The organism is Micromonospora sp. NPDC004336, assembly GCF_053602615.1.
Genome location: NZ_JBSGDY010000072.1, coordinates 1 through 20,045, shown reverse-complemented (window position 1 = coordinate 20,045; position 20,045 = coordinate 1). Strand labels below are relative to the sequence as shown.

Below are 20,045 nucleotides of genomic sequence, written 5' to 3'. Positions count from 1 at the left end.
GACGGTTCGGTTTGTGGAAGCACCTCCGTCATGGCTCGGCGAGCAGCCTCTAGGTGACCGCAGCGGGCCAGCATGACAGCCTGGGCGCATGCCATCGGAGTTTCTGGATCACGGCGGGATGCGCTACGCAGTCCAGTTCATGTACGCCGTGCCTGACGATGCCTGGTACGTCGAGTTGAGTGAGGCTGTACCGGCGCCTGCCTCCTGGACAGACATCCCCGATGCTGTGACCTATCTGCCCGGCCCAGCACTTCTTCTCGCGGTGGTACCCGACGAGGACCCGACAAGGGAGCCGACGATCAGCATCCCCCGAGTTGAAGAGCGCGACATCCCCTACGAGGTCATGCGCTGGTACCTGGAGAAGGTCACCGAGGAGGTAGACCGCTGCCGTACTGCCATGGTCGAGAACAGGAAAGGCGACATGTAGACACTTGAAGATCAGCCAGGCCGGCTCCGGCGGCCGATGCCGGCCGGAGGCCGCCTGCGCGCGGCGGAACGGCTGGGGGCGCTCACGACGTGCGCCGTCTCGACGTCGACAGGTCCGAGAATGGACGACGATTCGAGACGCAGGAGGTGAGCTGTGACGTCGAGTAGCGCTGAGCAGATGCCCGAGTGGCCGACCGCTGAGCACGTACCGGCTGAGAAACTGGCGCGTCATCAGGGCATCCGGCCAGTCGCCTCCGTCGACGACCTGGCCCGGCCCGACCTGTTCGAGTCGGACGAGGAACTGGATGACTTTCTCGCCGACCTCTACGCCTCCCGGCGGGCCGGCGCCGCGTGAGCCCGGTCGTCCTGGACACCGACGTAGCGTCGGCGGCGGGCGGGCGGGCCGCGCCTGCGCGGCCCGTCGATCGGGGTTGCTGCACATCGCCCAGGTGGCGGGGAAGCCCACGGCGGGATCGGGCTGCGGGCGTACCCGAAGACTCGGGCCGGCGTGCGGACGGTGCCGATGCCGCCGTTCGTCGCCGAGAAGGCGGCGGCGGTGGCGCACGTGGCGGCCTCGGCGTTCGGCGGGCTGCGGTTCCACGGCCTGCGGCACTCGTACGTCACGCGGCTGGCGATCGACGGGGTGCCGGTCAACGTGGTGCGGCGGGTCGTGGGGCCACGAGAAGGCGTCAACGACGCTCAATCGTTACACGCACACCCCGGACGACTGCGCCGACCGGGTGCGGCTGACATTCGCTGACGTTCGCCGACTATCCGCCCGGCGCCCCGCCCGACCGGACCCCGGAGAGGCGCCTCCACCAGGTCGGGAGCGCTCCCCGGAAAGGGACGACCCCCGTCGGGGGGAGACGGGGGTCGTCGGGAGGTTCGGCTCCGGGGGGTCGAGCCGAACCCACTCAGCGGTCACGGGGGGTGCAACCGCCGAGGGTCTGCTGTCGTACGGGATATGAACGCCTGTCGTAACGACAAGTCTGCCTGAGCGGACCTGTATACGTCGAGTGGTGCCGCCTCCACTCCGTGCGAATTTATGTTCGCAGAGTGTGATCGACGTCACGATGAGCGAAGGTGGTGGGGTCGGCCCGCACGTCCAGGGGGCACCGGACCCCGGGCACCCGCCGACCATAGACCATCCGGCTAGACTTTCGCGCCGTGGGCCGAAGTGCCGCTTTTTTCGATCTGGACAAGACCGTCATCGCCAAGTCGAGCGCCCTGGCGTTCGGTCGGCCGTTCTACCGGGACGGTCTGATCACCCGGCGTGACGTGGTCAAGTCGGCGTACGCGCAGCTGATGTTCCGGCTGGGCGGCACCGACGAGCAGACCATGGCCAGGACCCGGGACTATCTTGCCGCGCTCTGCAAGGGCTGGCAGGTCGAGCAGGTCCGCCAGATCGTGGCGGAGACACTGCACGAGCTGATCAACCCCTACGTGTACGCCGAGGCCGCCGCCCTCATCGAGGAGCACCAGGCGGCCGGGCGGGACGTGGTGCTGGTCTCCGCCTCCGGCGAGGAGATGGTCGGGCCGATCGGGGCGCTGCTCGGCGTGACCGACGTGATCGCCACCCGGATGGGCGTGGTGGACGGCCGCTACAGCGGCGAGGTCGAGTTCTACGCGGCCGGCCCGAGCAAGGTCGACGCGGTCAGCGAGCTGGCCGCCGAGCGCGGGTACGACCTGGCGGACTCGTACGCCTACTCCGACTCGTACAGCGACCGCCCGCTGCTGGAGTGCGTCGGCCACCCCTCGGTGGTCAACCCGGACCGGCAGCTGCGCCGGCTCGCCGTGGAGAACTCCTGGCCGGTGCTGGAGTTCCGGCACCCGATCCCGCTGGGCCGGCGGCTGCGCGAGCGCCCGGCCGTCCCGGTCGCGGCGGCGGCGCTGGGAGTGGGCGTGGGCGTCGCCATCGGCATCGCCTGGTACGGCCGTCACCGCCGCACCCGCGCCACCCCCACACCCGCCTGAGCGATCGACAGACGAAAACGTGGGAACACCCGCCTGAGCGAACCGCAGGCAAACTCCGGGAACGGGACTGGTCAGGCGGCGGCGAGGATCTCGTCGCCGATGGTGGTGAGCTGGTCCGCCCCGACCTCCACCGCCGACATGTAGTGCCGCAGCCAGGAGCGCAGCCCGTCGGGGGTGCCGGTGGCGAACGCGCCGGCCGAGCCGACGTACTCGGGCTCGCGCTCGCGGTGACCGACGTCGACGGCGAGGAGGCCGCGCGGGTCGAGCCCGCTGGAGAGCAGCACCAGCCGGGCGGCGCCGCGCGCCACCACCCCGGACGGGCCGGCGAAGGGGCGCAGGTTCAGCAGTTCGCCGTGCACGACGGCGGCCAGCACCAGCGGGGAGACCTTCGTGCCGCCGGCGACGAGCCCGGCCAGGCCGTCCAGCCGGGCGGCGACCACCGGATCGGCGACGGGCCGGCCCAGCTCGGCCTCGGCAACGACGTCGCGGGCCGCCAGCACGTGCAGCTTCGCCAGCGCCTGCCGGGGGGCCTTCGGCCAGAGCTCGGACAGGCCGGGCAGCGCCCCGGCGACCCGGAGCGCGCCCTGGACCACCGGCTCGGTCACGGTCCCGGCGCGGACGGCCTCGCGCTCGTGGGCGTACCCCTCCAGGGCGGCGCTGGCCACCGCGGACCGGAGGCTGACCTCGGCCGCGACCTGACCACCGTGGCGGCGCAGGGCGCGGTGCCCCAGCGCCTGGTCGAAGCGCTCGCGTGCCCGCTCGACGGCGGGTGCGATGTCGGCGAGCGCGAGCAGCGGGGCGAGCGGGTCTGCGGTCACCCCGTCACGCTATCGACTGCCCGGCCCGACCCGCCGACGAGCCGCCCGGAAGCGACCGCCGCCACCCACGAGGCGACCCTTCCTCCGCGGAACGGGCCGCCCGGAAGCGACCAGCCGCCACCAACGAGCTGACCCTTCCTGCGCGGAACGCGCCGACCGGGGCGCGTCTGCCGCCGTCCGGCGCGCGCTGGGGGCCGCTCGGCGCGCGTCGGGCGGACCGGCGCTCCCCGGACGGGCCGCCCCGACTAACCTCGTGCGGGAGACACAGATCACCCCGAGCGACGAGGGAGCACGGCATGAGCGAGGCATTGGCCAATCTGCTGAACGAGACGCGCCAGTTCCCGCCGCCGGCCGAACTCGCCGCGAACGCCAATGTCACCGCCGACGCCTACGGGGAGGCCGACGCGGACCGGCTGGCGTTCTGGGAGCGGCAGGCCGGGCGGCTGACCTGGGCCCGGCAGTGGGACCAGGTGCTCGACTGGTCGAACCCGCCGTTCGCGAAGTGGTTCGTCGGCGGGCAGCTCAACGTGGCGTACAACTGCCTGGACCGGCACGTCGAGGCCGGCCTGGGCGACAAGGTCGCCATCCACTGGGAGGGCGAGCCGGGCGACACCCGCACCATCACGTACGCCGACCTGCACCGGCTGACCTGCCAGGCGGCGAACGCGCTGACGGAGCTGGGCGTGACCGCCGGCGACCGGGTGGCCATCTACCTGCCGATGGTGCCCGAGGCGGCGGTGGCGATGCTCGCCTGCGCCCGCATCGGGGCGACGCACAGCGTGGTCTTCGGCGGCTTCTCCGCCGACGCGCTGACCAACCGGATCCAGGACGCCAGCGCCAAGGTCGTGATCACCGCCGACGGCGGCTACCGCCGGGGCAAGCCGTCGGCGCTGAAGCCGACCGTGGACGAGGCGGTGGCCAACTGCCCGTCGATCGAGCACGTGCTGGTGGTGCGCCGCACCGGCGAGGAGGTCGCCTGGTCGGCGAAGGACCGCTGGTGGCACGAGACGGTGGAGACGGCCCCGGTCGAGCACGCCGCGCAGCCGTTCGACGCCGAGCACCCGCTGTTCATCCTCTACACCAGCGGCACCACGGCCCGGCCGAAGGGCATCCTGCACACCACCGGCGGCTACCTCACCCAGACGGCGTACACGACGCACGCGGTCTTCGACCTGAAGCCGGAGACGGACGTCTACTGGTGCACGGCCGACATCGGCTGGGTGACCGGGCACTCCTACATCGTCTACGGTCCGCTCTCCAACGGCGCCACCCAGGTGATGTACGAGGGCACCCCGGACACCCCGCACAAGGGCCGGTTCTGGGAGATCGTCGACAAGTACAAGGTCAACATCCTCTACACCGCGCCGACGCTGATCCGCACCATGATGAAGTGGGGCGAGGACATCCCCGCCGGCTACGACCTCTCCTCGCTGCGGCTGCTCGGCAGCGTCGGCGAGCCGATCAACCCCGAGGCGTGGATGTGGTACAGGCAGCACGTCGGCCGGGGTGAGCTGCCGATCGTCGACACCTGGTGGCAGACCGAGACCGGTTCGATCATGATCTCGCCGCTGCCGGGCGTCACCGAGACGAAGCCGGGCTCGGCGATGACGCCGCTGCCCGGGATCAGCGCCGACGTGGTGGACGACCAGGGCCAGTCGGTGCCGAACGGCGGCGGCGGCTACCTGGTGCTGCGCGAGCCGTGGCCGTCGATGCTGCGCACGATCTGGGGCGACGACAACCGGTTCGTCGAGACGTACTGGTCGCGGTTCGAGGGCATGTACTTCGCCGGGGACGGCGCGAAGCGGGACGACGACGGGCACATCTGGCTGCTGGGCCGCGTCGACGACGTGATGCTGGTGTCGGGGCACAACATCTCCACCACCGAGGTGGAGTCGGCGCTGGTCTCGCACCCGTCGGTGGCCGAGGCGGCGGTGGTCGGCGCGACGGACCCGACGACCGGGCAGGCGATCGTCGCGTTCGCCATCCCGCGCGGGAGCATCGACACCGCCGGCGAGGCGGGCGAGAAGCTCATCGCCGACCTGCGCAACCACGTGGCGAAAACGCTCGGCCCGATCGCCAAGCCCCGGCAGATCATGCTGGTGCCGGAGCTGCCGAAGACCCGCTCCGGCAAGATCATGCGCCGGCTGCTGCGGGACGTGGCCGAGAACCGGTCGCTCGGCGACGTCACCACGCTCCAGGACTCGTCCGTGATGGACCTGATCTCGTCCGGGATGGGCGGCGGCAAGTCCGACGAGGACTGACGCCAGGCGTACGCCCCGATGGGTGGCGGCCCCGACGGGCCGTCACCCATCGTCATTTCTTACGGGTACGTGACGGACCGCCTGCGACGTGTCACATCGGTCGGTCGGAGGAACGCGGAGAAGCTGAACGGACACAGGCGGTCTTCGACCCCTGTCGTCGGCCCTGTTTCTGTTCTAGGTTCACGCAGGTCGGGTCGGTTCGATGAACATCACATCGATGAGCGGGCCGACCGGCTCCCTCCCTCCCATGCCCGAGAAATGGAGCGGCATGAACAGAAAACCGCAATCCGGGTCGCGCCGACGCCTACTCGTCGCGCTGCCCGCCATCGCCCTCGCCGCCACGTCACTGACCGTGACCGGCAGCGCGGCGTCGGCGGAGCCGGGCCCCGCCCGTGCCGTCATCGGCGCGGACGAGTTCTACATCAACTACGCCGAGCCGGCCGTCCAGCCCGACAGCAACGGCCGTGAGGTCAAGGGCAAGGGCGGCGTCTACGCCCCGGCCGTCGAGGAGGCCCGGGCCTACGACCGGAAGTACGCCCGGGGCAACCCGGTAACGGCCCGGCAGCTCGCGAAGACCGAGGCCAAGGCGATCAAGACGGGCAAGAACCCGCGGCAGATCAAGCAGGCCCCGAGCACGCAGACGGCCAAGCTGCTGACCCTGCTGGTGGAGTTCAACGACCAGGCCAACGACGACTTCACCGACGTCATGGTCCCCAAGACGGTCTTCGAGGACAGGAGCTGCGTCCTCGGCACCAAGCAGAACGGGCCCCTGCACAACAACATCCCGAACCCGGCGACGCTGCCGCGCGAGGACAACAACTCGATGTGGGTGCCGGACTTCTCGCCGGCGCACTACGACAAGATGCTCTACACCAAGGAGGGCATCACCGAGCGGGTCCGCCCCGACCTGACCGGGCCGGACGGCAAGCCGGGGATCAACCTGGCCGGCCGGACGATGCACAACATGTACCTGGAGATGTCCAAGGGCGCGTACACGGTCGACGGGCAGGCCAGCCCGTGGATCAAGGTGCCGCACTCGGAGGGCTGGTACGCGGCCTCCCGCTGCTTCCAGGACGAGAACGGCAACTGGGTCGCCGGCCGCCAGCAGTCGATGAACGGCCACCCGGACAACCCGCAGGGGGCGGGCCGGCTGGCCACCGACGCGATCGACACGCTCGCCAAGATGGACCCGAACTTCCCCTGGGCCGACTACGACATCGAGGACCAGGCCGACCGGGACGGCGACGGCAACGTCTTCGAGCCGGACGGCGTGATCGACCACCTGGTGCTGGTGCACGCCGGCCAGGGCAAGTCCCGCGGCGGCGGCGCCGAGGGCCCGTACGCCATCTGGGCGCACTCGTCGTCGATCGCCGGCGGCTACACCATCCCCGGCACCGACCTCCAGGTCTCGAACTACATCGTGCAGCCGGAGGACGCCGGCGTCGGCGTCTTCGCCCACGAGTTCGGCCACGACCTGGGCCTGCCGGACCTCTACGACACCTCCGGCAACGCCGACTCGGACGTCGACTTCTGGGACCTGATGGCCTCGGGTTCGCACTCCGGCGAGATCTTCCAGGCGCTGCCGACGCACATGGGCCTGTGGGACAAGTGGGTGCTCGGCTGGGCCGACCCGCTGACCCTCGCGCCCGGCTCCGACCCGCGTTCCGTGCAGCTCGGCCAGACCTCGCGCACCCCGCGCGGCACCAAGGACGGCATCAAGATCGACCTGCCGAACAAGGTGATCACGCTGGCCACGCCGCACAGCGGCAGCAAGATGTGGTACTCCGGCGCCGACCAGGACTGGGCGGACGTGAAGATCGCCCGGCAGGTGGCCGTCCCGGCGGCGGCGGACGCGAAGTTCTGGATGTGGAACAACTTCGTCATCGAGGCGGACTGGGACTACGGCTTCGTCGAGGTCTCGACCGACGGCGGCGCCACCTGGGCCGAGCAGAAGGTCTACGACTCGACGGGCAAGCTGGTCACCACCAACGACGGCTACGCCGACCCGAACGGCCGGATGGTGGACTTCGGCAACAAGAAGTACGGCCTGACCGGTGACACCCACGGCTGGCGGCACGACTACGTCGACCTGTCGGCCTTCGCCGGGCAGACCGTGCAGATCCGGCTCCGCTACGCCACCGACGAGGCGTTCGCCGAGCGCGGCTGGTTCGCCGACGACTTCTCGGTGACCGGCGGCGGCGCCACCACCTGGAGCGACGACGTCGAGGCCGGCGCCAACGGCTGGACCGCGACGGGCGGCACGTTCGTCGACACCACCGGCGCGGGCTGGCGGATCGACGGCGGCACCTCGGTGCAGGCGCACTACTACCTGGCCGAGTGGCGCAACTTCGACGGCTTCGACAAGGGCCTGAAGTACGGCTACGACACGGTCTACTCGCACGAGGCGTGGAAGGTCGACCGGGTCTCCTACAACGCCCCCGGCATGCTGGTCTGGTACCGGGACACGGCGCTCGGCGACGTCAACCACACCACCGCGCAGCTCACCTCGCTGCCGAGCTACGGCGCCAAGGGCGGTCTGCTGATCGTCGACTCGCACTTCGACCCGTACCGCCGCACGGGCGAGGCGGCCGTCAAGGACCCGTCGGTGCTGGACAACCTGCCCAGCCGCCCGCAGTCCGCGAACGCGGCCTTCTCGCTCAACCCCACGTACCCCTTCCGGGAGTGCCTGGAGGCGGCGGACGAGCCGTACAGCGAGTACTGCACCGACTTCGGCGCCCAGCCGGCCGTGCCGGGCTTCACCGACGCCAAGGGCTGGTACCCGGGCATCGAGATCCGCGACGGGGCGGCGTACGCCCGGGACAGCGACGCCTCGGTCGTCGTCCCGTCGAGGGGCAACGCGCCGTACACCACCCGGGTCACCAACCCGGACGGTACGCCGGCACCGGCCTACTACGGGGTCACCCTGGGCGGCGGCGCCATCGTGCTGGGCACCGGCAACCCCGGTGACCAGGGCGTCTCCTACGGCGTCAAGATCACCATCAAGCGGGCCGCGAAGGACAACTCGTACGCCACGGTGCACGTCACCCCGGCGCGGAGCTGACCCGAGGACCGACTGACGGGACACACGGCGGGGCCCGTTCGGAGCACACTTGCTCCGGGCGGGCCCCGTCCGCGTCGCGGGCCCCGTCGGCGTCGCGGGCCCCGTCGGCGTCGCGGGCGCCGTCGGCCGTCCGCCGGCCTCCGTGACGAATCGCGGGCCGCCGGCGCTCCCCGAAGGGGACCTCATAACTCCGGCCACAGAGAGTGATCGTGGCCAAAACGTAACGTGAACCAGGGTTCGTGGGACGCGCCCTTTGGTCGCAATTTATGCGGATATGAGGGTCGCGAGGCGCGGTCCGATTGCTTATTTGACCCGTGACAACCGCGCATCCCCTCTGCCAGGGTGAGTAACGCATCACATGACAGTCGTGGCCTCGGCCGCGCCCGTCATGTAACAGATCCACAAAGGAGGAGGACCTTTGAGGAGACGAGTCACAGCCGGTCTGGCCTCGGCCACGGCCGCGCTGCTGGCGGCGGGAGTCGTGTCGGCGCCGGCCTCCGGCGCACCGGCCGCGGACCCGGCCCCCGGTTCCGACAAGGCGAAGCACGGCAGGGACAACCTCCCCGATCCGAAGGCGGATCAGCAGCGGGAGCTCCGGAAGAAGGCCATCGCCGACCTGCTCTCCGGCAAGGCCAAGCTTTCCACGCGCAACGGCTCGAAGGTCATCCAGGTCAAGGACGACCTGTTCGTCGAGTACCAGCAGGCCCCGAAGACCGACCCCATCTTCACGATGCTCGTCGAGTTCGGCGACCAGACCGACCCCCGGACCGGTGGAGCTGCCGGCCCGGTGCGCAACCAGATCGCCGAGCCGGACCGCGACTGGGACGGCAGCCCGACCGACGACAACAGCACGCTGTGGCGGCCGGACTTCAACCGGGCGCACTACCAGGACATGATGTTCGGTCCGGGTGAGTCGATGCGGGACTTCTACTACAAGCAGTCCGGCGGGCGCTACACCGTCAACGGCGACGTCAGCGACTGGGTGAAGGTCCCCTACAACGAGGCCCGGTACGGCAGCAACGCCATCTCCGAGGCCGACGGGTACTGGAACTTCGTCAAGGACAGCGCCACCGCCTGGTACCAGTCCCAGGTCGCGGCCGGCAAGACGCCGGAGCAGATCAAGCAGTACCTGGCCCAGTTCGACATCTGGGACCGGTACGACTTCGACGGCGACGGCGACTTCAACGAGCCCGACGGCTACATCGACCACTTCCAGGCGGTGCACGCCGGCGAGGGCGAGGAGGCCGGCGGCGGCGCCCAGGGCGAGGACGCCATCTGGTCGCACCGCTGGGCGGCGTTCCCGAACCTGGCCGGCAGCGCCGGTCCGGGCGCGAACAAGGCCGGCGGTGTCCAGATCGGTGACACCGGCATCTGGATCCGTGACTACACCACGGAGCCGGAGAACGGCGGTCTGGGCGTGTTCGCCCACGAGTACGGCCACGACCTCGGTCTGCCGGACCTCTACGACACCGCCGGTGGCGACAACGGCGTCGGCTTCTGGAGCCTGATGTCCTCCGGTTCGTGGCTGAGCCGCGGCAAGGACGACATCGGCTCGACCCCGGGCTACATGGACCCGTGGTCGAAGCTCTACCTGGGTTGGCTGAACTACTCGGTCGTCGAGGAGAACAGCGGCACCACCCGGGTCACGCTCGGCCCGGCCGGCGACAGCGACGGGCCGAAGGCCCAGGCCGTCGTCGTCAACCTGCCGGCGCAGACCCAGACCACCAGCTACAACACGCCGTTCGGCGGGTCGTACGAGTGGTGGGGCGGCAGCGCGGACGACCTGAACACCACGCTGACCCGTCAGCTCGACCTGACCGGTACGACGTCCGCGTCGATCACCGCGAAGGCCTGGTACGACATCGAAGAGGACTACGACTACCTCTACGCCGAGGTGTCGACCAACGGTGGCGCCACCTGGACCCCGCTGAGCAACTCGTCGATCGACGCCGGCGAGTCCGGGGTCGACGGCTCGACCAGCGGCGCCTGGGTGGACCTGGCCTACGACCTGTCCGCGTACGCCGGGCAGACCGTGCAGTTCCGCTACCGCTACCAGACCGACGGCGGCGTGCACCTCGCCGGCGCGTTCCTGGACGACATCTCGCTGGTCAAGGGCGGCGCCGTCGCCTGGACCGATGACGCCGAGACGCTGGCCGCCGAGTGGACCGCCAAGGGCTTCACCCGGATGGGCGGCTCCGTGACCGACACGTACCCGCGCTTCTACATCGCGGAGAACCGGTCGTACGTCGGCTACGACGACACCCTGCGGACCGGCGGGTACAACTACGGGTTCAACAACACCCGGCCCAACTGGGTGGAGCGGTTCTCGAACCACCCGGGCATGCTGGTGTGGTACGTGAACTACGCGTACGGCGACAACAACACCTCGGAGCACCCGGGCTACGGCCTGAACCTCCCGGTGGACGTCCGGCCGAACAAGATCACCGTGGACGGCCAGGGCAACATCACCAACCGGCGCAACGGCTTCGACGCCACGTTCAGCCGGTACGCCAAGCCGGCGCAGACCTTCCACCTGAACGGTGTCCCGGTCACGCTCCCGGCGCTCGCGGCGAACCCGGTGTTCTCGGACAACGGGCCGAACAAGTACTGGACGGCCGCGAACCCGTGGAACTCGGTGAAGGTGGCCGGCTCCGGCACCCGGATCGAGATCCTCCAGCAGGGCACCAACCCGACCGACGACATGGTCGTCAAGGTCAGCAACTGACGATCGAGTTACCCCGTGGGGCCGGTGGCGGTGACGCCACCGGCCCCACTTTCGCGTAACCGATCAGGCCGATCGAAAACCGCCTCTTCCGCCCCATCGACGTTCGTAATCCCTGCTCACGGGGGATGGTCGACGCGCGAGATGTGACGGTGAAAAGCATTCTCAACAAAACTTTGCAACAAATCGACGCACGCGTCTTCCCAGGGGTCACAGGACTGTCTATGTTCACCATTGGTCCCACTAGTGGGATCGATCTCCGCCGGCCCGTACCCCCGTTGGGCCGGTTCCCTCACACCGGAGGTACCACGTGCGCAAAGTCGCAGTGGGTCTGCTCGGGCTTTCGCTGACAGCGACGGGACTGGCGGTCGGCACGTCCGCCAGCGCCGCCCCGCAGCCGAAGTTGCCGACGGCCGCTCCGTCGGTCGCCGAGCCAGCCCATGTCGACCACGACCTGCCGAACCCGCTGGAGGACAAGCGTCGCGCCCTGCGCCAGGAGGGCCTGAGCGACGTCCTCTCCGGCCGCCTGAAGCCGCAGAAGGTCAACGGCAGCACGGTCGTCAAGGTCGGCAAGACCCAGGCCGAGGGGGCTGCCGCCCGCTCGACCCGGGCCAACGCCGCCACCCAGACGGAGGACCAGTACGTCGAGCTCTCCCGGGAGAAGACGGACCGCATCTTCGTCATCCTCGCCGAGTTCGGCAACGAGCGGCACCCGAGCTACCCGGACCAGGACACCGACCCGGACACCGCGGGCCCGACCCGGTTCGACGGGCCGCTGCACAACGAGATCCCGCAGCCCAACCGGGCGGTGGACAACTCGACCGTGTGGCAGGCGGACTACAACGCCGACTACTACCGCAAGCTCTACTTCGGCACCAACCCCGGTGACGAGTCGGTGAAGCAGTACTACGAGGCCCAGTCCTCGGGTCGCTACAGCGTCGACGGCAAGGTCACCGACTGGGTGAAGGTGAAGTACAACGAGGCCCGCTACGGCCGCTCCGGCGGCTACCCGTGCGCCTCCAACGTCTGCACCAACACCTGGGCGCTGGTCCGCGACGCCGCCAACCAGTGGGTCGCCGACCAGAAGGCCGCCGGCCGCACCGACGCCCAGATCGCCGCGGACCTCAAGGCGATGGACGAGTGGGACCGGTACGACCACGACTCGGACGGCAACTTCAACGAGCCGGACGGCTACATCGACCACTTCCAGATCGTCCACTCCGGTGGCGACGAGGCCGACGGTGACCCGTACCAGGGCGAGGACGCCATCTGGAGCCACCGCTGGTACGCCTTCGCGTCCGACCAGGGCTCGACCGGCCCGGCCGACAACCCGGCCGGCGGCACCCAGATCGGCAACACCGGCATCTGGATCGGCGACTACACCATCCAGCCGGAGAACGGCGGCCGGAGCGTCTTCTACCACGAGTACGGCCACGACCTCGGTCTGCCGGACGACTACAACGTCACCAGTGGTGGGGACAACAACAACGAGCACTGGACCCTGATGGCCCAGAGCCGGCTCGGCGCCAAGGACGACGCCGGCATCGGCGACCGCGGCGGCGACCTCGGCGCCTGGAACAAGCTCCAGCTCGGCTGGCTCGACTACGAGGTGGTCGTGGCGGGGCAGAAGCGGACCATGACCCTCGGCCCGCAGGAATACAACAGCGACGAGGCGCAGGCCGCCGTCGTGGTGCTCCCGAAGCGTGACTACACGTTCGAGCACGGCGCGCCGTTCGAGGGCACCAAGCAGTTCTTCTCCGGCAACCAGGACGACCTCAACAGCACGATGACCCGGACCCTGGACTTCACCGGGAAGTCGTCGGCGTCGCTGTCGATGAAGGGCCGCTACAACATCGAGGCCGACTACGACTACCTCTTCTTCGAGGCGTCGCTGGACGGCGGCCAGACCTGGGTGACCCTGCCCGGCACGGCCAACGGCCAGCCGCTCAAGGAGATCTCGGCCGGCCGCTACGCCCTCGACGGCAGCAGCGGCGGCCAGTGGGTCGACGTCAACATCCCGATGGACGTGGCGGCGGGCAAGGTCGCGCAGTTCCGGCTCCGCTACCAGACCGACGGCGGCGTCTCCGAGGGTGGCTTCTACGGTGACGCGATCACCGTGACGGCCGACGGGCAGACCGTCGTCTCCGACGGCGCCGAGGCCGGCGCCGGCGGCTGGACGCTCGCCGGCGGCTTCGAGGTCGCCGAGGCGAGCTACACCAAGGCGTACGACAACTACTACATCGCGGGCACCCGGCAGTACATCTCGTACGACAAGTACCTGAAGACCGGCCCGTACTTCTTCGGCTACCAGAACACCCGCCCGGACTACGTGGACCACTACGCGTACCAGGAGGGCCTGCTGATCTCCTACTGGAACACCCGCTGGGCGGACAACGACACGTTCGCGCACCCGGGTGAGGGTCGCAACCTGATCATCGACGCGCACCCGCGGCCGATCTACAACCTGACCGGGCAGCCCTGGCGGGCCCGCGTCCAGGTCTACGACGCGCCGTTCAGCCTGAAGAAGGCCGACTCGTTCACGCTGCACCTCAACAGCCAGCCGCAGTACATCCGTGGCCAGGCCGCGCAGCCGCTGTTCGACGACACCAAGCAGTACTGGTACCCGGAGCTGCCGAACCACGGCGTCAAGCTCCCGGCCACCGGCACCAAGATCAAGGTTCTGGAGAAGGACGGCGTCTACACCAAGATCCGCATCTCCTGATCCACCGATCCCGCACCACCAGACGATGCCCGGGCAGGTCACCTGCCCGGGCATCGCCCGTTCCGCCCGCCCGTCGGGCGGGGTCCCCCGTGCCCGCCGGGCGATCCCGGCCACCCTCCCGGCTCGGCGGCGGAAGCCGACAGGCGGCGGGGTCCTAGGCTGTCTGCCATGACCGAGCAGCGTGGCGGGCCCGCCGACGAGTCCTGCGTCCTCACCGAGGGGCCGTGGACGCACCGGTTCGTCGGCGCGAACGGCAGCCGGTTCCACGTCGTCGAGGCCGGCACCGGCCCGATGGTGCTCTTCCTGCACGGCTTCCCCGAGCACTGGTGGGCCTGGCACGAGATGCTGCCGGCCATCGCCGACGCCGGGTTCCGGGCCGTCGCCGTCGACCTGCGCGGCTACGGCGCCAGCGACAAGCCGCCCCGGGGCTACGACGGCTACACCCTCGCCGCCGACATCGCCGGCCTGATCCGGGCCCTGGGCGAGCGCTCCGCGACCGTGGTCGGCACCGGCATCGGCGGCATGATCGGGTGGACCGTGGCGTCGTTCCACCCGTCGCTGGTCCGCCGGCTGGTGGTGCTCGGCGCACCCCACCCGCTCCGGCTCCGGGCCGCCATCTTCGCCGACCCGCGGGGGCAGTTCGCCGCCTCCACGCCCACCCTGAAGTTCCAGCTGCCCCGCTACGAGCACGTGCTCACCCGGGACGACGCGGCGGCGGTGGAGGAGATGCTGCGCCGCTGGGGCGGGCCGCGCTGGGTGCACGGGCCGGAGTTCGAGGCGTACGCCCGCCGCTGCCGGGAGGCGATGCGGATCCCGCAGGCGGCGTTCTGCGCGCTGGAGGGCTACCGCTGGGCCTTCCGGTCGGTGCTCCGCCTGCACGGCTACCGCTTCGTCCGGCTGATGCAGAAGCCGCTGGTCACACCGACCCTCCAACTGCACGGCGCGCTCGACCAGGCGTCCCTGCCGCGCACCGCCCAGGGCTCCGGCCGGTACGTGGTGGCGCCCTACGAGTGGCGGCTGCTCGACGGCGTGGGGCACTTCCCGCACGTGGAGGCCCGCGAGGTGGTGCTCGGCGAGATCCTGCGGTGGGCGAAGTCCTGACTCAGACCCGCTGCTCGCGCAGGTCGGCCACCTCGGCGGCGGGCGCCCAGCCCTGGTAGACGCCGAAGTCGAAGACCTCCAGCCCCATCGCCCGCGCGACGGGCCAGCGCCCGCCCGTGTACTCCACCCGCAGCCAGCCGTCGTGCTCGCCCAGGACGATGAACGGCTGCCCCTGCCAGGTGCAGGTCGTCCGCACGTACGACAGGTCGTCGACCTCGCCGGCCGGCACCACCCGGACGTACCGGCCGGGGCGTACCTCCTCGAAGCCCTCGCCCGGCTCGGGCTGGTAGAGCCGGACGTCGTCGCCGTCCGGGCTCGCCTGGTACTCCCGACCCCGCCAGCGGGCCACGTAGCCGTCCCGGATCACTGCTCACCGACCTGTCGCCACCGCAGCGCGTCGGTGTCGAGGATGGCCACCACCCGCTCGGTGCCGTCCGCGCCGATCCGCCACAGCTGCGCGCCGTGCGGCAGCCGGGCGCTGTCCACCTTGAACTCGGCCACCACGTCGCTGCTCTCCCCCGGCGCGAAGCCGTTGCCCCGGAACGGCGGGCGTTCGATGACCCAGCCCTCCATGGCCCGCATGGCGGCCTCGTTCTGCCCGCCGTACGGGATCCGGTAGAGGCTGGGCCGGTGCGCCGGCCAGCGCAGCACGTAGATCTCCTCGGCGTCCCGGGCGAACGGCGACTCCGGATGCCCGAGGCCGAGGGCGTCGTGGAGCTGGGCCGGGGTGTTCAGGTGGGCCAGCTCGTTGGCCCGGTGCACGAAGCCGGAGACCCGGTCGTAGCCCCGCTCCAGATAGTACGCGAGCTGGCTGGGGGCCACCGCCTTCTGCATGACGATCGGCCGGGCCGGGTCGGGTGCGGCGTAGCGGGGACGGCTCACCGGCTCCTCGGCGGGCGGCGACGGCTCGCTCTCCGCCCCGGTGTCGTCACCGAGCCCCACCTCCGCCGCCCAGTTGGCCAGCGCGACGATCTGCTCGCCGGGCAGCTTCGCCCCGACCGGGCTGCCCGGGTTGACCGCGAACGACCACGACTCGTCCGGCCAGCGCCGGATGAGCTGGACGAACCTGACCTCGACGGTCTCGACCGCCGCGTCGGTGTGCTCGGCGAGCCGCTCCGGCGACGTGTGCACCACGACGAACGTCTCGCCGTCCAGCTCCTGCGTACGCCAGACGAAGCCCGGCTCGCCGGGCCGGCTGCCCGGCGCGGAGTCGGCCGCCACCGGCAGCAGCACGCGGGCCAGTAGCAGCGTGGACAGGAAGGTGTCGGTGCTGCCGGCCCCGGCGGCGTCGAGCAGGTTCTCCTCGACCTCGTTGGCCGGCTGGAAGTCGGCCGGCACGGCCTGGGCCCGGGTCGCCGGCCCGCCGGCGCCGGCCGGCCCGGTCATTTCCTCATCCGGCCGGTCGGCAACCGGATCGTCGACCGGACCGGGGAGGCCGGGATCGGCCACAGCGGCGGGCGCCGGGGCGACCGGACCGGCGGGGGCCGGGTCGGCGGCAACCCGGTCCGCGCGGGCCGGGTCGGTCGAGGCCGGGTGGACGGGAGCCGGATCGGCCGGGCCCGCGGGCGCGGGGACGACCGGATCGGGTGTGGGGCCGTGCGCCCCGGACGCGTGGGCGGGGCCGGCGGGCTCGGGATCTACCGGTCCGGCGGACGCCGGACCGAACGGCCCGGCGGGCGCGGCTACGGGCGGGACGTCGGCTGCCGGGACGGCCGGCGCCTGGTGCCCCGGACCGGACGTGGCGTCGGCCGGACCGGACGCCGGGGCGACCGGGCTCACCGGGGCCCCCGGGCTCACCGGGGCCGCCGGGCTCGACGGCGGGGCTGGCGGGGCGGCCGGGCTCGCGGGGGCGGCGGATGCCGACCGGTCGCCCCGGCGGACCGGCTCGAACAGCGACACGGGTTCGTCGGCTGCGCCCTCGGTCGGCCCGGCGATCTCCCTCGACTCGATGACCGTGCCCTCGATGACGATCGGCGTGAACCCGCGCCGGGGCGCGGGCGGCCCGGAGACCGGCTCCGCGGCCGACACCGGTTCGTCCGCCGGTTCTGGCTGGGGCGTGGGCCGGGGACGCGGCAGCGCCTGCGTGGCGTCCCCGTCCGGCTCCGGCCGGCGCGCGCCGTACGGCGGCGCGGGGTCGGGGCCGGGAACCCGCAGCTCCCGGGTGACGTCCTCGGCGGGCGCGTCGGGTCGCCGCGACGGCAGCACCTGGGTGTTCTCCGCACCCGCCACGGCGAACGCGCGGGTCGGCTCCCCGTCGGCCGGGGTGACCGGGAACGGTGGGCCCGGGGTGACCGGGAACGGCTGGGTCGGGGCGGCAGGGAACGGCTGGGTCGGGCCCTCCGGCACCGGCTCGGCGAGCGGCCGACGCCGGGGGAACGGCTGGCCGCCGCGCGCGAGGCGGGGCGGCGGGGCGGCGCGTTCGCCGGAGCGCAGCGCCTCCTGCCGCTGGGCCGTCGCGCGGCCGGACGCCGGCTCGAAGAAGGACCGGTGGTTGGGCCGCTCCGGCGGCTCCGCGGCGGGGCGGCCGTTCGGCGGCGTGGGCTGCGCGACCGGCGGGACCGGCCGGCCCTCCGCGCGGTCGGCGAGCGGCGCGAACCGGGACGGCACCGGCCGGTCGACGGCCGCCGCCCCGTCGCCCCGTGCGGCCTCGCCGGCGGTCGGGGCACCCTGCCACGGGGCCGACGGGTGCGCGGGCGGGCCGCCCGTGCGGGGCGGCTCGGGCGGCGGCCCGGGCCGGGCGGGCGTGGCCCGGCCGGTGCTCGACGCCGCCGTGGACTCCGGCCGGGGCGGGGCGCCGAGGCCGGGCGCCGGACCGGCCACGGCCCGCCCCACGTCCAGCGTCGGCCGGATGCCGGGCCGGTCGGGCGGGTCCTGGCCGATGGCCTGGGCGCGCGCCCGGGCCACCGTCTCCGCCCGTTCCAGCCGGGCCCGCGCGCCCAGGGTGCGGCCGGGCAGCCGGACGTCGCCACGGGAGAGCTGGGCGACGAACCAGGCCGGCAGGTAGCCCTCGACGGGCAGGCCCGGGTTCACCGCCAGCCACCACTCGTGGTTGGGCCAGCCGGCGGCCAGGTCGGCGTACGTGGTGCGGCGGCTGGTGCCCGCGTGCTCCCCGAGGCAGGCGCGCATGGCGCCGGCGGAGGTGAACGCCAGCACGTGGGTGCGGCCGCCGGTCGTCCAGGTGCCCCAGCCCATCGGTGCCCGGCCGGCGAGCGCCTCGGCGGAGACGGGCAGCAGGAGCTCCGTCCCGGCCAGGATGCGGAAGTAGAGCTGCTGGTCGCTCGCGCGCAGCGCGTCCCGCATCGCCGCTTCGGCGTCGGTGGCCGGCTCCCAGTCGGTCACGGCCACCACTCCTCCCGCGAACAGGCCATAGGTATCGCGTACAACCTACAAGGTAGTAACAAGATCACAATGGCTGGCCGGCAGCGGTCCGCGCCGTCGCGCCGAAGGCGCTAACATCCCGTCCCGGTGTCGACACGATACGGAGGCGGTCGATGTCCCGGTCCCCCGCGCGCCCGCCCCTGGCTGCCCTGACGGCGGCGCTGCTGACCGCCGTCGCCGCCGCCCCGACCACCGTCGCGCCGGCCGCTGTGAGCGCCGTCGCACCGGCCGCCGCGAGCGCCGCCGGGGCGTCGGCCCGTCCCGCCCCGCCACCCGCCGTCGGTCGGTCGGCGACCGCCGCCCCGCCCGCCCCCGCCGGCCGGGCGGCGCCGACGTCGCGGCCCGCCGGCACGGGACCGCTCGCCGCCGGCCGGTCCGCCCCCGCCGGGCGGGCGGCCCCCGGCTGCCCCGCACCGCTGGCCCCGGTCCGGCCGGTGGCCGCACCCCCGTGGCCCCAGCAGCGGTACGCCCCGGAACGGCTGGCGCCGCTGGCCACCGGGGCCGGGGTGACGGTGGCGGTGGTCGACTCCGGCGTGGATCGCCGGCACCCGCAGCTGGCCGGCCGGGTCCTCGACGGCGCCGACCTGCTCGACCGGGGCGGCGACGGCGGCCGGGACTGCGCCGGCCACGGCACCGGCGTGGCGAGCATCATCGCCGCCGGCCCCCGCGACGGGGTGGCGTTCCAGGGCCTCGCCCCGGGCGCCCGGATCCTGCCCGTACGGGTCAGCGAGCAGCAGGTCGTCGACGGGCGGGAGTCGGGGCGCACGGTCAGCGCCGGGGAGTTCGCCCGGGCCATCCGCTGGGCCGTCGACCACGACGCCGACGTGCTCAACCTCTCCGTCGTGCTGTACGCGGACGACCCCGAGGTGCGGGCCGCGGTCCGCTACGCCGTCGAGCGGGACGTGGTCGTGGTGGCCGCCGCCGGCAACCTGCACGACAGCGGCGACCCCCGGCCGTACCCGGCCGCGTACGACGGGGTGCTCGGGGTGGGCGCGATCGGGGCGGACGGGGCGCGGGCCCCGTTCTCGCAGACCGGCGCGTACGTCGACCTGGTCGCCCCCGGCAGCGACGTGCTGATGGCCGCCCCCGGCCAGGGCCACCACCGGGCCGAGGGGACCAGCTACGCGGCGCCCTTCGTGTCGGCCACGGCCGCGCTGCTGCGGCAGTACCGCCCGGAGCTGACCGCCGCGGAGGTGGCGCGACGGATCGTGGCCACCGCGGACCCGGCACCGGGCCGGGGCGGCGGGTACGGCGCGGGGGTGCTGAACCCGTACCGGGCGGTCACCGAGACCGGCGGTGGGGCGGCGGAACGGTCCCGCCCGGCCACCGCCCTCGCCGACGACCGGGCCGATCCGGCGCTGGTGGCGCAGCGGGCCCGCCGGGCGGCGGCCCGGGACCGGGCGCTGCTGGTGGCCGGGGTCGGCGGGGCGGCCGTGGCGGTGGCGGCGCTGCTGGCGCTGGTCGTGCCGCGCGGCGCCCGCCGCCGCTGGCACGGGGTGCTCGCCCTGGTCGCGGTTGCGGTGCTGCTGCCCGGGCGGTATCCGGCGGCGCTGCGGTCGACGTCGCTGGGGGTGGGGCTGAC

General features: G+C 72.5%; 13 protein-coding genes. 10 read left to right on the top strand and 3 right to left on the bottom strand.

Going from position 1 to position 20,045, the window contains the following annotated elements; translation table 11 throughout:
• The first annotated feature begins 88 nt into the window (after window positions 1–88).
• The 4 genes from ACWENR_RS16885 to ACWENR_RS16870 all read left to right on the top strand — a co-directional run bounded on the left by ACWENR_RS16885 (window position 89) and on the right by ACWENR_RS16870 (window position 2,400).
• On the top strand, window positions 89–427 hold the full coding sequence (locus tag ACWENR_RS16885) for a hypothetical protein (RefSeq protein WP_452277914.1): 339 nt from the start codon (window positions 89–91) through the stop codon (window positions 425–427).
• A 153-nt stretch (window positions 428–580) separates the two neighbouring features.
• A complete protein-coding gene (locus ACWENR_RS16880) occupies window positions 581–781 on the top strand; it encodes a hypothetical protein (protein WP_452277913.1) in 201 nt (66 codons plus the stop codon).
• A gap of 153 nt (window positions 782–934) precedes the next feature.
• A complete protein-coding gene (locus tag ACWENR_RS16875; RefSeq protein ID WP_452277912.1) occupies window positions 935–1,186 on the top strand; it encodes a hypothetical protein in 252 nt (83 codons plus the stop codon).
• 407 nt (window positions 1,187–1,593) lie between these two features.
• Window positions 1,594–2,400, top strand: a complete 807-nt coding sequence (locus ACWENR_RS16870) for an HAD family hydrolase (RefSeq protein ID WP_452277911.1) — start codon at window positions 1,594–1,596, stop codon at window positions 2,398–2,400.
• 71 nt (window positions 2,401–2,471) lie between these two features.
• Here ACWENR_RS16870 and ACWENR_RS16865 read toward each other — a convergent pair whose 3' ends face one another.
• The gene (locus tag ACWENR_RS16865) at window positions 2,472–3,218 is read right to left on the bottom strand and encodes a Fic family protein (RefSeq protein ID WP_091099213.1); all 747 of its coding nucleotides are present in this window, start codon (window positions 3,216–3,218) and stop codon (window positions 2,472–2,474) included.
• A gap of 296 nt (window positions 3,219–3,514) precedes the next feature.
• Between ACWENR_RS16865 and acs the strand changes: the two genes are divergently transcribed.
• The 5 genes from acs (at window position 3,515) to ACWENR_RS16840 (ending at window position 15,085) form a co-directional block, all read left to right on the top strand.
• Complete coding sequence (gene acs / locus ACWENR_RS16860) at window positions 3,515–5,479, top strand: acetate--CoA ligase (protein ID WP_452277910.1); 1,965 nt, start codon at window positions 3,515–3,517, stop codon at window positions 5,477–5,479.
• Window positions 5,480–5,747: 268 nt separating this feature from the next.
• On the top strand, window positions 5,748–8,540 hold the full coding sequence (locus ACWENR_RS16855) for an immune inhibitor A domain-containing protein (RefSeq protein ID WP_452277909.1): 2,793 nt from the start codon (window positions 5,748–5,750) through the stop codon (window positions 8,538–8,540).
• Between the two features lie 418 nt (window positions 8,541–8,958).
• Window positions 8,959–11,265 carry an immune inhibitor A domain-containing protein gene (locus ACWENR_RS16850; RefSeq protein ID WP_452277908.1) on the top strand — a complete coding sequence of 769 codons (2,307 nt, stop codon included), beginning with the start codon at window positions 8,959–8,961 and terminating at the stop codon, window positions 11,263–11,265.
• A 322-nt stretch (window positions 11,266–11,587) separates the two neighbouring features.
• Window positions 11,588–13,984, top strand: coding sequence for an immune inhibitor A domain-containing protein (locus ACWENR_RS16845; protein ID WP_452277923.1), 2,397 nt, complete (start codon window positions 11,588–11,590; stop codon window positions 13,982–13,984).
• 168 nt (window positions 13,985–14,152) lie between these two features.
• A complete protein-coding gene (locus ACWENR_RS16840; RefSeq protein WP_452277907.1) occupies window positions 14,153–15,085 on the top strand; it encodes an alpha/beta fold hydrolase in 933 nt (310 codons plus the stop codon).
• 1 nt (window position 15,086) lies between these two features.
• Here ACWENR_RS16840 and ACWENR_RS16835 read toward each other — a convergent pair whose 3' ends face one another.
• Complete coding sequence (locus ACWENR_RS16835; RefSeq protein ID WP_452277906.1) at window positions 15,087–15,452, bottom strand: hypothetical protein; 366 nt, start codon at window positions 15,450–15,452, stop codon at window positions 15,087–15,089.
• On the bottom strand, window positions 15,449–18,424 hold the full coding sequence (locus ACWENR_RS16830) for an SseB family protein (RefSeq protein ID WP_452277905.1): 2,976 nt from the start codon (window positions 18,422–18,424) through the stop codon (window positions 15,449–15,451). The genes ACWENR_RS16835 and ACWENR_RS16830 overlap by 4 nt, the downstream gene beginning before the upstream one ends.
• Before the next feature lie 152 nt (window positions 18,425–18,576).
• Here ACWENR_RS16830 and mycP point away from each other — a divergent pair.
• On the top strand, window positions 18,577–20,045 hold a 1,469-nt coding region (gene mycP / locus ACWENR_RS16825), incomplete at its 3' end, for a type VII secretion-associated serine protease mycosin (protein WP_452277904.1).

Coding starts and splice junctions, on each gene's coding strand:
- ACWENR_RS16840 (WP_452277907.1), top strand. CDS start 14,153: ATGACCGAGCAGCGTGGCGGGCCCGCCGACGAGTCCTGCGTCCTCACC.
- acs (WP_452277910.1), top strand. CDS start 3,515: ATGAGCGAGGCATTGGCCAATCTGCTGAACGAGACGCGCCAGTTCCCG.
- ACWENR_RS16885 (WP_452277914.1), top strand. CDS start 89: ATGCCATCGGAGTTTCTGGATCACGGCGGGATGCGCTACGCAGTCCAG.
- ACWENR_RS16855 (WP_452277909.1), top strand. CDS start 5,748: ATGAACAGAAAACCGCAATCCGGGTCGCGCCGACGCCTACTCGTCGCG.